This window comes from Sulfurimonas sp. ST-27 (genome assembly GCF_048081595.1).
In the GTDB taxonomy this organism is placed as follows: domain Bacteria; phylum Campylobacterota; class Campylobacteria; order Campylobacterales; family Sulfurimonadaceae; genus Sulfurimonas; species Sulfurimonas hydrogeniphila.
Map to the genome: position 1 here is coordinate 322,887 of NZ_CP182226.1, position 14,918 is coordinate 337,804.

18 protein-coding genes are annotated in these 14,918 nt (G+C 37.9%); 10 read left to right on the forward strand and 8 right to left on the reverse strand.

The features are described from left to right. Positions 1 to 29 precede the first annotated feature (29 nt). Both ACM66U_RS01750 and ACM66U_RS01755 read right to left on the reverse strand, forming a co-directional pair. Positions 30 to 2,030 (reverse strand): TonB-dependent receptor domain-containing protein, encoded by a 2,001-nt coding sequence (locus ACM66U_RS01750; protein ID WP_418640982.1) that lies wholly within the window; start codon positions 2,028 to 2,030, stop codon positions 30 to 32. A 276-nt stretch (positions 2,031 to 2,306) separates the two neighbouring features. Beyond that, positions 2,307 to 3,362 carry an agmatine deiminase family protein gene (locus ACM66U_RS01755; protein ID WP_418640983.1) on the reverse strand — a complete coding sequence of 352 codons (1,056 nt, stop codon included), beginning with the start codon at positions 3,360 to 3,362 and terminating at the stop codon, positions 2,307 to 2,309. Positions 3,363 to 3,378: 16 nt separating this feature from the next. On the opposite strand from ACM66U_RS01755, the gene ACM66U_RS01760 reads away from it, so the two are divergent. Beyond that, positions 3,379 to 4,407 (forward strand): alanine racemase, encoded by a 1,029-nt coding sequence (locus ACM66U_RS01760; protein ID WP_418640984.1) that lies wholly within the window; start codon positions 3,379 to 3,381, stop codon positions 4,405 to 4,407. Between the two features lie 8 nt (positions 4,408 to 4,415). Here the strand turns inward: ACM66U_RS01760 and ACM66U_RS01765 are convergent, their stop codons facing one another. The 4 genes from ACM66U_RS01765 to ACM66U_RS01780 all read right to left on the reverse strand — a co-directional run bounded on the left by ACM66U_RS01765 (position 4,416) and on the right by ACM66U_RS01780 (position 6,264). Next, positions 4,416 to 4,757, reverse strand: a complete 342-nt coding sequence (locus ACM66U_RS01765; protein WP_418640985.1) for a hypothetical protein — start codon at positions 4,755 to 4,757, stop codon at positions 4,416 to 4,418. Between the two features lie 47 nt (positions 4,758 to 4,804). After that, positions 4,805 to 5,041, reverse strand: coding sequence for a PP0621 family protein (locus ACM66U_RS01770; RefSeq protein WP_418640986.1), 237 nt, complete (start codon positions 5,039 to 5,041; stop codon positions 4,805 to 4,807). After that, entirely contained in the window at positions 5,038 to 5,625 is a 588-nt protein-coding gene (gene rsmG, locus ACM66U_RS01775; protein ID WP_151901116.1) for a 16S rRNA (guanine(527)-N(7))-methyltransferase RsmG, read from the reverse strand. Before rsmG ends, ACM66U_RS01770 begins: the two co-directional genes overlap by 4 nt. Before the next feature lie 75 nt (positions 5,626 to 5,700). Beyond that, positions 5,701 to 6,264: a PAS domain-containing protein gene (locus tag ACM66U_RS01780; protein ID WP_418640987.1), complete on the reverse strand. Its 564-nt coding sequence runs from the start codon at positions 6,262 to 6,264 to the stop codon at positions 5,701 to 5,703. Positions 6,265 to 6,375: 111 nt separating this feature from the next. On the opposite strand from ACM66U_RS01780, the gene ACM66U_RS01785 reads away from it, so the two are divergent. After that, the gene (locus ACM66U_RS01785) at positions 6,376 to 6,819 is read left to right on the forward strand and encodes a CZB domain-containing protein (RefSeq protein WP_151901114.1); all 444 of its coding nucleotides are present in this window, start codon (positions 6,376 to 6,378) and stop codon (positions 6,817 to 6,819) included. 3 nt (positions 6,820 to 6,822) lie between these two features. Here ACM66U_RS01785 and ribA read toward each other — a convergent pair whose 3' ends face one another. Next, positions 6,823 to 7,386 carry a GTP cyclohydrolase II gene (gene ribA / locus ACM66U_RS01790; protein ID WP_193151133.1) on the reverse strand — a complete coding sequence of 188 codons (564 nt, stop codon included), beginning with the start codon at positions 7,384 to 7,386 and terminating at the stop codon, positions 6,823 to 6,825. Positions 7,387 to 7,507: 121 nt separating this feature from the next. Between ribA and hemB the strand changes: the two genes are divergently transcribed. The 5 genes from hemB to ACM66U_RS01815 are packed head-to-tail and all read left to right on the forward strand — an operon-like array spanning position 7,508 to position 12,337. Then, entirely contained in the window at positions 7,508 to 8,482 is a 975-nt protein-coding gene (gene hemB, locus ACM66U_RS01795) for a porphobilinogen synthase (RefSeq protein ID WP_346389274.1), read from the forward strand. Between the two features lie 52 nt (positions 8,483 to 8,534). Continuing rightward, positions 8,535 to 9,455, forward strand: coding sequence for an ornithine carbamoyltransferase (gene argF, locus ACM66U_RS01800; protein ID WP_151901111.1), 921 nt, complete (start codon positions 8,535 to 8,537; stop codon positions 9,453 to 9,455). 10 nt (positions 9,456 to 9,465) lie between these two features. Next, complete coding sequence (locus ACM66U_RS01805) at positions 9,466 to 10,617, forward strand: 5-(carboxyamino)imidazole ribonucleotide synthase (protein ID WP_151901110.1); 1,152 nt, start codon at positions 9,466 to 9,468, stop codon at positions 10,615 to 10,617. Then, positions 10,614 to 11,129, forward strand: coding sequence for a 5-(carboxyamino)imidazole ribonucleotide mutase (gene purE, locus ACM66U_RS01810; protein WP_151901109.1), 516 nt, complete (start codon positions 10,614 to 10,616; stop codon positions 11,127 to 11,129). The genes ACM66U_RS01805 and purE overlap by 4 nt, the downstream gene beginning before the upstream one ends. Positions 11,130 to 11,149: 20 nt before the next feature. After that, positions 11,150 to 12,337 (forward strand): hypothetical protein, encoded by a 1,188-nt coding sequence (locus tag ACM66U_RS01815; RefSeq protein ID WP_418640988.1) that lies wholly within the window; start codon positions 11,150 to 11,152, stop codon positions 12,335 to 12,337. 12 nt (positions 12,338 to 12,349) lie between these two features. On the opposite strand, the gene trpS is transcribed toward ACM66U_RS01815, so the two are convergent. Further along, the gene (trpS, locus tag ACM66U_RS01820; RefSeq protein WP_418640989.1) at positions 12,350 to 13,315 is read right to left on the reverse strand and encodes a tryptophan--tRNA ligase; all 966 of its coding nucleotides are present in this window, start codon (positions 13,313 to 13,315) and stop codon (positions 12,350 to 12,352) included. 105 nt (positions 13,316 to 13,420) lie between these two features. On the opposite strand from trpS, the gene hpf reads away from it, so the two are divergent. Genes hpf through ACM66U_RS01835 form a run of 3 tightly spaced genes read left to right on the forward strand, consistent with a single transcriptional unit; the run spans position 13,421 to position 14,794 of the window. Beyond that, positions 13,421 to 13,753: a ribosome hibernation-promoting factor, HPF/YfiA family gene (gene hpf, locus ACM66U_RS01825; RefSeq protein ID WP_226067754.1), complete on the forward strand. Its 333-nt coding sequence runs from the start codon at positions 13,421 to 13,423 to the stop codon at positions 13,751 to 13,753. Positions 13,754 to 13,762: 9 nt separating this feature from the next. Further along, the gene (locus ACM66U_RS01830; protein ID WP_151901105.1) at positions 13,763 to 14,362 is read left to right on the forward strand and encodes a hypothetical protein; all 600 of its coding nucleotides are present in this window, start codon (positions 13,763 to 13,765) and stop codon (positions 14,360 to 14,362) included. Between the two features lie 9 nt (positions 14,363 to 14,371). Next, entirely contained in the window at positions 14,372 to 14,794 is a 423-nt protein-coding gene (locus tag ACM66U_RS01835; RefSeq protein ID WP_151901104.1) for a CopD family protein, read from the forward strand. Positions 14,795 to 14,918: the final 124 nt, after the last annotated feature.

The following is a 14,918-nucleotide window of genomic DNA, read 5'->3' on the forward strand; positions in this document are numbered from 1 at the left end:
CGCAGTGTTAGTACCTCAGGATGAGGTACCTAAAATTTAAAATCCAAATTTGTGTAGAAGTAACGCCCCGGTTCATTCATAAGCATAACATCAGTTGTACCACCTGAAATAAGTACCAAGTCTGCATATGTATTGCTTCTTGCATAGGTTTTGTTGAGTATATTATTCATCCCTACAGTGAAGTCGAATTTTTTACTGACAGCATGTTTTATTTTTGCATTGAGTATTGCCCAGCCGGCTAGAACCTGTTCACCGTTTTCATCATCTATCTGTGTCCAGCGTTTACGCATCATAGTGTCAATTGTTGCCATAGAACGGTTTGCATATTCATAGTTAAGAGCAATTTTCCCCTCAAGCGGTGCTATATCCGCCAGGTTTGTGTTTGTTTGTCCTGCAAGGGGAGCATCTTTTTTCCCGCGTTTATAGGCTGCACTCATATCTAAGGAGATGTCATCACTCAGATAAACAGATGCGCTGGCTTCTCCGCCATAAATATATGCGTCAATATTTTGAAATGCATTTACGGCTACACCTTTTTGGATGTAGATATAATCTTTAAGTTTTGAGTAAAAAGTTTTGATTTTAAACTCGAAACTGTCATTATTGATTTCGTATCCTAAATCAACTTCTTGATTTCTGACATTTTTAAGGTCAGGGGTTCCGACAAGATTACCCATAGAACTGAAGAAGTAAAGTTCTCTGGCATCTGGTACACGATAAGCTTGTCCGATACCAAAGAAGATTTTATTCTCTTGATTGAGATTATATGTTCCAAGAATATTTGCACCTACCGAGTGATAATCGTTGTCTTGATAGCTGTCGTTTGTTATGATAGTGTCATCAACTCTGGTTCCAAGAGAAAGGTTGAATGCACCAAAATTTTTGTCAAGTTTTGCAAAGAGTGCTGTGTTTTTTGTTACTGCATTGTCGATACTTTTCTTGTACCCTATGAGTGCTGCTGAATCATTTTTCTCATAATGTCCATTCCATTTTCTGTTACTAGCATCAAGACCGATAAGAAGTTTGTAGGAGTTGATGTTAAAACTGTTTTTTAGTTTGATACCGTCAAGATTTGTTGTCAGCCAGTTTTTAATATTTCCTGTTGCAAGAGAAGAGTTTCTGTAATTTGTTCCCATTGGATGGTCAACATCAGAGTGGTAATATTGCAAATTGATATTTTTGTACCCTTTGGCTACATTGTCAATATTATATTCCACTGAGTATATATTTGAGTCATCATAGAGTGCATCCATTTTGGAGTTTGCATACAATACATTCTCACTTCTGTTTGCTGTGACACTTAAACGAAGTTCTTGATCTTTTGCAGTTGTGATAAAGGCTTTGGCCATGGCACTTTTTTTTGTGTATGCAGGCATATCATAATAAGCAGGTTGGAGTCTTGGGTCTTTGGACCCAACCAGTGTTGCAGAATTTGCTGCTTGGTATTTGTCAATCTGCTGTGCTAAAGAGTCACCGTTTCCGTCATGATACTGATCAGAGGATTCAGTTGAAACTGTTGCAGTCATACGGATAAAATCATTGCCACCGCTTGCACTTGCACCAAATTTTTTATAATTCCATGAACCAAAACCAAGATTAACAGATGCTTTGAAATCTTTTGTAGGTTGTTTTGTTTTTATCTTCACGCCACCGCTTAAATTGCCGTATGTTGTTACATCATATGGTCCTGTGATTATTTCGATAGAATCAATCTGGTTGGCTACAATGTGTGAAACCGGAGGATCCATTCTGTTTGGACAGGCTCCATAGATTTTTGTACCGTCAACTTCTACGGAAATATTGTCGCGTTTTTGACCGCGGATGAAGATGTCATTGGCAATACCGCTTCTGCGACTCATGTCTATGCTTGGAACTGAATCAGCGAGCGCTTGTGCGACATCAGCAGAAACCTGCGCATTTTGTGCGACTTCTGTGAGTGTTGTGGATTCTACACTGATTGGTGCAAGTTCAATTTCTGATGCATACAAAGAGGAGAAGACTAATAAAGAGAGTGTAATTGTTCTTTTCATGGTGTACCCTTTTTAAATATATATTTAAAGAATAATTTTAAGAAATTATTTAATTTATGATACAAAAAGAAGTGTTACAAAAGTGTTAATTTTTTGCTAAAATTGCACTATGAGTACAAAAGAAAAAATAAAACGGACGATTTTAATAGCAGCGGGGTTTGGTCTCGCGACCTATTTGATTATGAGCGGGATGGCGATGCTGCAGTAAAGGCTTTGTCTTGCAGAGATGGCTTGTATGACACACAGCCCGCACTACAAAGTACGGGTTCCGTAACGCTATTTAATCGGAATCGGTACTTCAGTGCCGACTAAAGTGTTTGGGTTTTTAAAAAGCTGAACTGATACGCAAAAGTTCATTGTTACGCAGTGCAGTGAGCCGTGCTGACGGATTAGAACAGAGCAGTCTATGGCTACAACGTCTCTGTCTGGAAACGTTTTTTTAAAAATTGCAAGTGCTTCCTTATCTTGTGAAACACCGTAAACCGGTACTAAAACGGCACCGTTGACAAAAAGAAAATTGGCATAAGTCGCGGGCAGCCTCTCTTTTTCAAAATAAATCGCATCACACATCGGAAGTGAAACAAGCTTAAAATCATGCGTTTTTGCCAAGTGTTGCAGCTCTTCTTCCATAAGTTTGAGCTCATGATAATGTTCGTCATTGGTATCATCGCATTTTACATACATAATGGTGTTTTCATCTGTAAATCTTGCAAGGGTGTCTATGTGGGAATCTGTATCGTCTCCAGCCAGGTAGCCGTGATGCAGATATAAAATCTGTTCTGCGTCGAAAAATTCTTGGAGTTTTTTTGTAATTTCTTTGGCAGTGAATTGGGGATTGCGGTTTTTGTTAAGCATACATGCAGCGGTTGTTAAAAGGATACCTGCACCATTGCTCTCAACTGCACCGCCTTCAAGAACAAAATCAATTTTTTCAACCTTGCATGGCAGGTATTTGTGCGCAATTTTTTGCGTCATCAGATTGTCCATTTTGGCATCAAATTTGTTGCCCCAGCCGTTAAAAGAAAAATCAAGCAAAGCGGTTTTATTGGCTGTTTCAACAGATAAAGCAGAACAGTCTCTTGCCCAGGTGTCATCTGTGACACAGTGTACAAATTCAAGATTGTCTGTATCTGAAAAATATTTTTTTACCGCATCTGTGTCATAGGCGACAACAAGGCATTTTTGATATTTTCTGATGGCATTGATGATGCTGACAAAGGTGTTTTGTGCATCTTCAAGGTAGTCTGTCCAGTCTGTATCTGCATGGGGAAATATAATTTGGGTAAAACTTTGTTCTTCAAATTCGGCAATTAGCCTTTTTTTCTCTTTCATTGTGTATAATTCTCCTATGGCTTACATCGCATTAGATAAAAATCATTTTTTTAACAATCTTGATATTATTACCAAACTAACTAAAACAAAAGATAAAACAGCGCTGGTTTTGAAAGATAATGCCTACGGGCACGGACTTTTGCAAATCGCACGGATGGCAAAAGAGTACGGCATAACAAAAGCAGTGGTACGCACCTTTGAAGAAGCAAAACAGATTGAGAGCTTTTTTGAGTATATTTTGGTTTTGGCAGATTTTGCACAGGAGTCAAATGAAAAAATAAGATATACGATTAATGATTTGCAGGCAATTCTCAAATTTGCAAAAAACACAAAAGTACAACTTAAAGTAGATACGGGAATGTGTCGTAACGGTATTTTGATGGATGAACTCGAAGAAGCCTTTGTATTATGTGCAAAACAAGGACTCAAACTTGAAGCTGTTTTTACACACCACTCTTGCGCTGATGAAGAGAATGAATATTTTGATTTGCAAAACAAAAATTTTCAACAGGTGAAAAAAGAAGCAAAGGTGTTGGCAAAAAAGTATGATTTTGCTCCTTTAGAGTTTCATTCGTGTAATTCTGCCGCACTCTTTCGCACAAATGATTTTGATGAAGATATGGCGCGTGTAGGCATCGCAGCCTATGGTTGTCTGGAATTGCCGAATGCTTTACATGTAAAAGGCTTACATGTAAACGAATTGGCACCTGTTTTGTCTGTATATGCAAAAAAGATCTCTTCAAGAAAGCTTCAAAAAGGAGACTGTGTCGGTTATGGAGCAGCTTTTGAGGCAAAGGCCTCTTGCAGCGTGACAAATTATGATTTTGGGTATGGTGATGGTTTTTTAAGAAGCTGTTCGCACAATTTTATAACGCCTGAGGGCATTAAAATAGCGGGTAGAATTTCTATGGACAACAGTTCTTTTTTGACAGACAAAGAAGAACTCCTGATTTTTAATGATGCACGCGAAGTTGCCAAGTATGCGGGCACAATAAGCTATGAAATCCTGACCTCTTTAAAAGCACACCTGCGAAGAACAATTTAGAGGTGTCCTTAAGCTATTTTGACAATCGCCTCTGTAAATACAGCACCGTCTATTCCCAACAGTGCCATCTCTTCTATCTCTTCTTCATTCTCTATATGTACTAATATTTTTGCATCAAACAAATAGTTTTCGGCAATTTTCTGGGCAGTTTTTGCCAGTTTCTGCTCTACATGGATATAACTTGCACCCAGGGCAGAAGCATAAATGAGCTCTGTGACATCTTGAACTTTGAGTGCGAATTTTATAGAATTTTGATTGAGGTATTCAATAATATCAAGATTTTTCTCTTCAAATTCGAGGTAAATTATTGACGCAGGTGGTGTCTGAACAATTGCGTCTATATCAGACACATGATAAAATTTTTCACTCTTTATAAATCTATGACCAAATAAAAGCATTATTTCCTCTTTTGTAAACATTCGCGAGAGCAGTAGTATTTTCCGTTACTGAGAATACACTCTTGTATTTCCGCATAAACACCACAGCTTGCACATTCCACCATTTCATCGGCATCAGGCTTTTCGGAGTCTTTTTTCGTGTTCTTTTTTGTAACTTTTGCTTCTGGTTTTGTCTTGAAAAACAGAAAGTAAACCGCAGCAATAACTGCTCCGATTATAAGTATTTTCAGTATCATAATTCTTCTCCTAGAAGTAAATAGTGTCTGTTTTTTGTTTCAATTATTTTATGTTTTATATCAATATCAGCTTCAATTTCATCAAAAACTTTTTCACCTTTGTAAAAAAGCAGTTTTGAATGAGCATCCCGAAAATTTTTACTGAGAGATAAAAGCATTTTTGTGTCTGTGACGGCACGTGATGTGATAAGATCAAATACTTTCGGCTGCATCTCTTCAACCCGTTTTTTTACGACTTTTACATTGTCAAGTCCCAAATCAGCCTTGACAAACTGCAAAAAACTTGCCCGTTTTGTTAAAGGCTCTACAAGTGTTACCTCTGTGTGCGGCAGTGCAAATGCCAAAATCATTCCCGGAAATCCGGCACCGGTGCCTATGTCGAGGAGGGAGTCTACTTTTGGTAAAAAACTGACAGGAAAAACCGCATCATAAATGAACTCATTGATAGTCCGTTCACTTTTTGCACCTGTAAGATTATGAATTTTATTCCATTTAAAGAGATGCTCTTTGTATTTTTGTATGTTTTGAAAAAAATTATTTGGTAACTCTATTTTGTCATGAGCCAGTGTTGTTTTTAAATCCAATAGAATATCCTTTAAAAAGGATATTTTATCTGAATATTATTTAATAGAATGTAAATTGCAGGAATTCAGAATTTATTATGAAAATATTTTTTTCATAGCTGTAAAGAAAATTTTGAACAGACCTTTGTTTCCAACAAGGTCATTGATAAACTCGTCATAAGTGATTTGTTTTTCTTCAAAAAATCCTCTTAAGTATTTTTCACTTGCTTCCATCCCGCCTTCCTGCTCGATCTCAAGCAGTTTTGCATAAATCGGTTCCATTGTATCAACTGCTTTTTGCGGAGCGGCTTTTCTGTATGCCGTATGAGAGATGATTTTGTTTGTAATAAGATCTATTTTTGGCTCAAATTCTGTGACAACCCAGTAGTAACTTCCGTCTTTGGCAAGATTTTTCACAACAGCGATGATGTTTTTTGCCTCATTGATTCTGTCCCACATCATTTTAAATACAACTTTTGGCATATCAGGATGTCGTATGATACTGTGAGGTTTTCCGATAAGTTCTGATTCACTGTATCCGGAGATTTCTACAAAATAATCATTGCCGTATTCGATGATTCCTTTTGGATCTGTTTTGGAAACTATATATTTTTTTGGATTTAATTTGATTTGGTTATTAATTGGTTCTGGGTGTTTCAAGTTACATTCCTTTCTTAAGTTTTGACAAATTATATAATGATTTTTCTTAAATAGATGAATAAATTTAGAAATTTTATGTAATAATACAGGTACTTTATAAGGTGAAACAATATGACGAAAGAAAAAACAATAGATGCGATGGAACATGCCCGTGAGGCACATATAGAGCAGATGACAAAAATAAAGTTTTTGATTGAAGGCAAAAATATTGACAATTTAACACCTGTGTCGAAAATGAAGTGTGAATTTGGGAAGTGGTTTTATGATGATACCCAAGAAATAAAAAGTGTTTTAGGTGTTCAGTTTTATGAGAGTCTAGACAGGATACATGAAGAGTGGCATATACAGTATGCCAAAATCCATGCTATTTTTACGGGTGCAAAAGAGGAGGGTTTTTTTTCCAAACTGTTTAAAACACATAAGGTAGATGATTTGGAACTCGAAAAGGCAAAAGTATATTATAAAGATCTTGAAGAGATTACAAAAGATCTGCTGAGACTTCTTGAGACAAGCAAAAGAAGAGTGCAGGCCCTGAGCGCATCAAAGTTTTCCTGATCTTTATAAAAGATGTCCCATTCCGTCGCGCTTGACATCAAGGTATCCTTCATTATGCTTGTTCGGTTTCATAATAATGGGAATCCTCTCAACAATTTCAACACCGCTGATTGAGTTGACTTTGTCAGGATTGTTGGTCAGCAGTTTTATTTTTTTGATATTGTAATGATGCAAAATAAAAGTGACGACTTCATAGGTACGCTCATCTGCAGCAAAACCGAGTTGATGGTTGGCCTCTATGGTATTGAGCCCTTTGTCCTGCAGGGCATAGGCGTTGATTTTGTTTAAAAGTCCTATGTTTCTTCCCTCCTGCCGAAGATAGATTACCATTCCGCCGGTTTCATCAGCCATTTGCAAACCATACTCAAGCTGGTCACGGCAGTCGCATTTTAAACTGCCTATGGCATCTCCGGTAAGACACTCCGAGTGAACACGTACTATCGGCACTTCAGCCAACTCTTTTGCACAAATAACAAGATGCTCTTTTTGCCCTTGTTTAAAAGCCTGTACATTGAAATCACCGAATCTTGAGGGCAAATCTGCCACATCAGATATTTTTATTTGCATATATGCTGTCCTGTACAATTTTGCAGGCATTATAGTTAGATTATGATTAGAATTATATTATATGAATAAATTTAATCTTTAAAAGGGTAAAATAGCCTCTTTAAAATATAAAGGGTCAAAAATGTTTCAAAGATTTCGCAGAACCAGACTAAACAAGCATCTCCGTGCGCTTGTAAGAGAAACACATGTAACTGTAGATGATTTTATATATCCGCTTTTTATCCGTAGCGGTGGAGGTATTAAAACCGAAGTGGCATCCATGCCGGGTGTTTATCAGATGAGTATTGATGAGGCTGTAAAAGAGTGTGCGGTGCTTAAAAAATTAGGATTGTATTCGATTATTCTTTTTGGAATTCCCGATGTCAAAGATTCCATAGGCAGTGATGCTTTGTGTGAACACGGGATTATCGCTTCAGCAGTACGGGAGATAAAAAAAGCACACCCTGATATGTTTGTCGTCACAGATTTGTGTTTTTGTGAATATACCGATCACGGGCATTGCGGCATAATTGATGATGATCGTGAGACAGTTGATAATGATGCCACTTTGGAGATTTCCGGACAGCAGGCAATTATACATGCTAAAGCAGGTGCAGATATGATAGCACCTTCGGGTATGATGGACGGTATTATAGAAACTTTGCGAACATACCTGGACAGAGCAGGATATAAAGAGCTGCCGATTATGGCATACTCTACAAAATTTGCAAGTGGATATTACGGACCGTTTCGTGATGTGGCTGAATCAACTCCTAGTTTTGGTGACCGCTCCTCGTACCAGATGGATCCTGCAAACCGCCGTGAAGCAATTGTTGAGAGTAAAAGTGATGAAGAGCAGGGGGCTGATATTTTGATGGTAAAGCCTGCTTTGGCTTATTTGGACATTGTGCGTGAGATTAAAGACAACACTTCGCTTCCGATGGCTGTTTATAATGTAAGCGGTGAGTATGCTATGCTGAAATTTGCCGGTCTGAATAATTTGATAGACTATGAACGCGTGGTGATGGAGACGATGATAGCATTTAAACGTGCAGGCGCTGACATAATTATCTCATATCATGCAAAAGAAGTAGCACAAATGCTCAAAAATCGCTAATTTAAAGAAAAGTATATTAAAATAGCTGATAAACAAAAAAGAGGAAGAAACTGTGAGACATTTTTTAACACTCAAAGATTTTACCAAAGAAGAGATTTTAGAAATTATAGATATCGGTCTGAAAATAAAAAAAGAGCTCAAAGCGGGCATTTACAATAAAGAATTAGAGATGCAGACACTTGCTATGATCTTTGAAAAGAGTTCAACAAGAACGCGTGTAAGTTTTGAAACAGGAATGTTTCAGCTTGGGGGGCATGCGCTTTTTCTCTCTAGCCGTGATATTCATTTGGGACGGGGAGAACCTGTAAAAGATACGGCAAGAGTTATTTCGAGCATGTGTGATATGGTAATGATACGCACCTATGAACATTCCATGATAGAAGAGTTTGCATCGTATTCTCAGGTACCTGTTATTAACGGACTCACTGATACCTATCATCCCGTGCAGCTTTTGGCTGATTATATGACGATGATTGAATTTGGAGTTGCAAAAAATGCAATTGTTGCCTACGTCGGTGACGGAAACAACATGACAAATTCATGGTTGATGCTTGCTGCAAAACTGGGCTTTGAATTACGTATTGCAACACCAAAGGGATATGAAGTTGACAGTAAGGTTCTTCGAGATGCTTTGGATACAGCAAAAGAGAGCGGTGCGATTATCAGGGTAATGAATGATCCCAAAGAGGCAGTACGCGGGGCTACAATTGTCACAACAGATACATGGGCTTCAATGGGGCAAGAAGATGAAAAAGAGCAGAGAATCAAAGATTTCAAAGGCTTTATGGTTGACGGACTGATGATGTGTCTTGCACAAAAAAATGCAAAATTTTTACATTGTCTGCCTGCGTATCGGGGACAGGAAGTAAGCGAAGAGTTGCTTGAAGACAATGCGGATATAGTGTTTGCAGAGGCTGAGAACAGACTGCATGCACAAAAAGGGCTTATGGTCTGGCTTGACAGACAAAGGTAACTGTTGACAAATGGATAAAAATTTCAACTATTCAAATTTGAAACTCGGCATTATCGGAGGCGGGCAACTCGGCAGAATCATGTCACACAAAGCAAAAAAGATGGGATTTCATGTAACAATACTTGACCCCACATTTAACTGTCCTGCCGCACAGGTTTCAGACAAGCATATCCTTGGCGGGTTTTATGACAAAGAGAAGCTTGAACAGTTAGTGCAAGAGACAGATGTGACAACTTTTGAATTGGAACATGTAGACACTTCCATACTCAAAGAGCTGTTTGATCATGGGCATATCATTCATCCCTCTCCTTATATTATCGAACTTATTCAAAATAAATATGAGCAAAAAAAACTTCTTGACAAAAAAGGTGTTCCTGTTCCTGCCTATAAAGATGTGAAGAAAGAGGAAGATTTGGCTGCCTTTGGATTTCCTGTTATTCAAAAAGCAAAGATGGGCGGTTATGACGGAAAGGGCGTGCAAATGCTAAAATCCGAAGCAGATGTAAAAAATGCACTCCAGACCGAATCATTTATCGAAGAGCTTGTGGATATAGACAAGGAACTGGCCGTAATCGTCGCGAGGAATATTGAAGGCCAGATCAAATGCTACCCTGTGGTTGAAATGCTTTTTGATGAGAGAGTGAATATTTGTGACATTGTGATGGCTCCTGCAAAAATTTCAAAAGAAATTGCGGACAAATCAAGAGAAATTTCAATTGAAGCCATCAAAGCCTTGGACGGTGTCGGAATTTTTGCTGTTGAATTGTTTTTAACAAAAAAAGGCAAGATTTTGGTTAATGAAATAGCACCGCGTCCTCATAATTCTGGACATTATACAGTCGAAGCCTGTGCAACATCACAGTTTGAACAGATTATCCGGGCGGTAACAAATCTGCCTTTGGGATCTACCAAGCTTATTTCTCCTGCAGTTATGATTAATTTGCTCGGAGAAGAAGGATATGAGGGAGAACCTTTTATAGAAGGAATTCATGATGCATTGGAGATTCCGGAGCTGTCTTTTCATTTTTACGGAAAAACCTTTACGAAACCATTTAGAAAAATGGGGCATGTAACAATCCTTGATGATGATATTGACGAGGCATTAAAAAAGGCAATGAAAGCAAAAGATATTCTAAAAATTAAAGGAAGCAAAAAGATATGAGTAAAGCGTTGGTTGGAATTATTATGGGGAGTGACTCGGATTTACCGGTTATGAGTGGGGCTATTGAGATATGTGAAGCATTTGGTGTTGCCTGTGAAGTAGATATTGTCTCCGCACACCGTACACCGCAAAAACTTGTAGAGTATGCACAAACAGCACAAGCAAGAGGCTTGCGCGTCATCATCGCAGGAGCCGGCGGAGCTGCACATCTGCCGGGTATGATTGCTGCGCTGAGTGTCTTGCCAGTTATTGGAGTGCCGGTGAGAAGTTCTGCACTTGACGGAATGGATTCTCTGCTTTCTATCGTGCAAATGCCGGGAGGTGTTCCTGTGGCAACAGTAGCTATTAACGGTGCCAAAAATGCAGGAATTCTTGCAGCGCAAATTATTGGGACAGGGGATGAAGCCCTGCAGAAAAAGATTGCCGAGTATAAAACTGCAATGAAGGATGAGGTAGACAAAAAGTCAGAAAAACTTGCAAAAATGAAGTACAAAAAGTACTTGAACCAATAACAGACAAGGATTTGATTCAGATGAAATTTTTTCTTTTTTTACTCATTTTTTTTACTTCTCTTTTTGGAGCAAAAGCAGTCGAAGTCGGCAAACGGTTTGAAAGTTCCGAAAACTGCAAAGTCTGTCACAGGCGTATCGTAGAAGAGTGGAGTGCTTCATGGCATGCAAAAAGTCATTTTGAAAAAGATGAATATTTTAAGAAAAGTCTTAAATATGTCAGCCGTAAAACAAGAAAAAGTTTAAATGCTGTAAAAATTCAGTGTGCTACCTGTCATAACCCTCGAATCAGTGTAACAAAAACAGATGAAGATTATGAAATTGCTGCTGTTATGGGATTGGCAGATGAAGATGATCCTGTGAACAAAGCAGTAAATTCAAAGGTTATCAGTGAAGGAATTAATTGTGTTGTATGTCACAATATAGATAAAATACATGAAGAATATGACAAATCAAAACGAGGAATCAACAGAGTGGAGTGGACTCCGTCGGGTGTTATGACGGGACCTTTCAAAGATGCCAAATCGCCTTATCACAAGGTAGTCTCACATGAGTTTATGCGTTCAAATCCAAATAAACTCTGTTTTGTATGCCATGCAAATGACAGAAGTGTAAAAGGCGTGGTTTTTACAGATATGGAGAGTGAGTATGTCGGCAAGCAGACCTGTGTCTCGTGTCATATGGGTCCCAAACAAAAGGGTGTTGCCGCAACATATAAAATGTACAATGGTAAAGCAAAAATGCGAATGGTGAGAAAACACGGATTTATTGGTGCACATACACCCGGTTTATGGAAAGGCGCTTTGCGTTTGCAACTGAAAAAACAAAAAAACAGACTGCTCATAAAAGTTAAAAATCCGCAACCGCACAATATACCAAGCGGTTTTGGTTCAAGAGAACTTCTTGTTGAAATTGTCTATAAGAAAGGGACTGCAGTCATCAGTGAAAAAACTGTTTCTCTTTCACGCCATTATATAAGAAGACATAAAAAAGTCGGTATTGCGCATCTTGCGCTGAAGCAAAGTAAAGATACAAGCATAAAGGCATATGGTGAGAAAACAATACGTTTGCCGCTGGTCAATGGGGCAGACAGTGTTGAAGTGACATTGTATTATCGTCTGGTAAACGATGAGGTTCGCAGTCTGCTGGATCTGAAAGAGCCGATCTGGTCGAAAAAGAATTTTATAGTAAAAAGTTCTTTGCGACTTTGATAAAATACTTTTTTAGTATTTTATCCCTGTTACTGTTCTGACTTTGTCTATAGTCGGCGCTACAATCTCTTTTGCTTTGTGCGCACCCTGGAGGAGTATTTCTCTCACTTCGTCTTGATGCGCTGCAAAATATTCTCTTTTTTCTCTGTAGGGTCTGAAATATTCCCAAATCACATCATGCAGATAGAGTTTAAAATGCCCGTGTCCTTCCCCGCCTTTTTTGTAACGTTCCTGGAGTTCTTTGCATTCATTTTCATTTAAAAAGAGTTTTGCCATATTGTACACATTACAGTTTTCATACTCTTTTGGTTCTTCCATCGGTACTGCTTCGGTAACAATTTTTTTGATTGTTTTGAGCTGTTTTTTCTCTTCACCAAATATATTGACAGTATTGTTATAGCTTTTAGACATTTTCTGTCCGTCAGTTCCTGGAACTGTGGCAACATTTGCTTCTATTTTATATTCCGGAAGTTTAAAAATTTCACCATACTCATTGTTGAATTTTACAGCAATGTCGCGTGCAATCTCAACATGCTGAATCTGATCTTTTCCGACAGGAACAATGTCAGGCTGGTATAACAAAATATCTGCTGCCATTAAAACAGGATAGGAAAAGAGCGAATGGTTGGCGGCTATGCCTTTGGCAGTTTTGTCTTTATAGCTGTGAGCACGTTCGAGCAGCCCCATAGGTGTAAAAGAAGAGAGCACCCAGTAGAGTTCCAAGACTTCTTTTACATCAGACTGTACCCAAAAAGTTGATTTTTGCGGGTCTATGCCGAGTGCCAAAAAATCTGTTGCCGACTGCATAGTCAGCTCTGCCAGTCTTTTGCCGTCTTTTACGCTTGTCTGTGCATGGTAGTTTGCTATAAATGCAAAAGTGTCATTCTCTTTTTGTGCATCGACCATCTGTTTGATAGAACCAAAGTAGTTTCCTATATGCAAATCACCTGAGGGTTGAATACCGGTTAAAACTCTCATTATACAATTCCTGATTTTTTAAGGCGTATTATACCCATCTCAGCTTTATTTTGCTATTATATAGTTAAATATAATTAAGCCCTATGGCTTAAAATTAAAGGATTTATGATGATAGTACAAATTCGTGCAAAAGATATAACTTTAACAGACGAAAAGAAAGCACATATAGAACAGGGCATTGAAAAATTTAAAAAGTTTTCTTTAGATATTACAAGAGTAAACTGTATAGTTTCTGCTGAAAGAGCAGGTGTCTTGGTAGAGTTTGAAATACATGTAGCACACTCTGCTCCTATTGTCATCAGTGAACACCACAAAGACCTGGATGCTGCCATTGATGTGGCTGTTGACCGTGCAAATAAAGCTTTACGCCGCTTACATGACAAAGTAACTGATCATAAAGGGCCTTCTATTAAAGAATTAGAACTTACAGATGTATAAAGCAGCTATATGAAATTATTATTATTTTTGATTTTCACAGTAAATCTTTGGGCATCACAAAGTAACTATTCTCTTAGAGTGGCGGTTGGAAAACCTACATTCTATTCGGCAGCTGATATAGCGCTTGGAAAGTTTGGAGCTTACAGAGATGATTTAAAAGCGTATAATTTAGATGGAGGGTATCTTTTAGCAAAAGATTTATTTACTTTACCATTAGATTTGTATCTTAAAGGCGGATTGACATTTTATGATGAAACGGCACAAAAAGATGTATATGGTGCTGATATTTATATAAAAGCATATTACAATATTGATTTTTGGAATAACAGAGTGCGTTTTGGTTTTGGAGAGGGGGCTTCTTATGTAAGCCGTGTTTTGGAGATAGAACGCATAGATGCTCAAAATCATAATGACAACAATTCACACTTTTTAAATTATTTGGATATAAGCCTGGATTTTGATTTGGGAAAACTTGTGAAGTATAAGCCATTAGATGAAACATATATTGGTGTTTTGTTAAAACACCGGTCAGGGATTTTTGGTTTGATTAACAATGTAAGACACGGTGGTTCAAACTATGAATCTGTGTATATAGAAAAAAACTTTTAGGTGTCTTATATGTATAACTGGCTTTTATGGTTTCATGTCATCTCTTTTATCTCCTGGTTTGCAGTATTGTTTTATCTGCCTAGGCTTTTTGTCTATCATGTTGAAAACAGTAATAACAAAGGTTTTGTAGAGGTAGTTAAAATTCAGGAAATGAAGCTTTTTAAATATATAGGTGTGCCTGCTATGTGGGCTACACTCCTTAGCGGTGCGGCACTTATTTATCTTGGCGGATGGATGAGTGCTCCGTGGTTACATGTAAAGCTTCTGTTTGTACTTTTTTTAATTATAGACTTTTACTCAATGAATGTGTACAGAAAACAGCTTTTAGAAGACAGATGCACAAAAAGCGGAAAGTTTTTCAGAATGTATAATGAAGTACCGACACTTTTGATGCTTGTTATTGTAGCGATGGTTGTGCTTAAACCCTTTTAAATCGGAATCGGTACTTTAGTGCCGGCTGTTTTTTCTTTCTTCCTCTTTCATCTTTTTGTAAAAATAAACACTCAAGGCTGTCAGTCCGATTCCGCCAAACAAAAATGTAAACGCAAGCGCATAA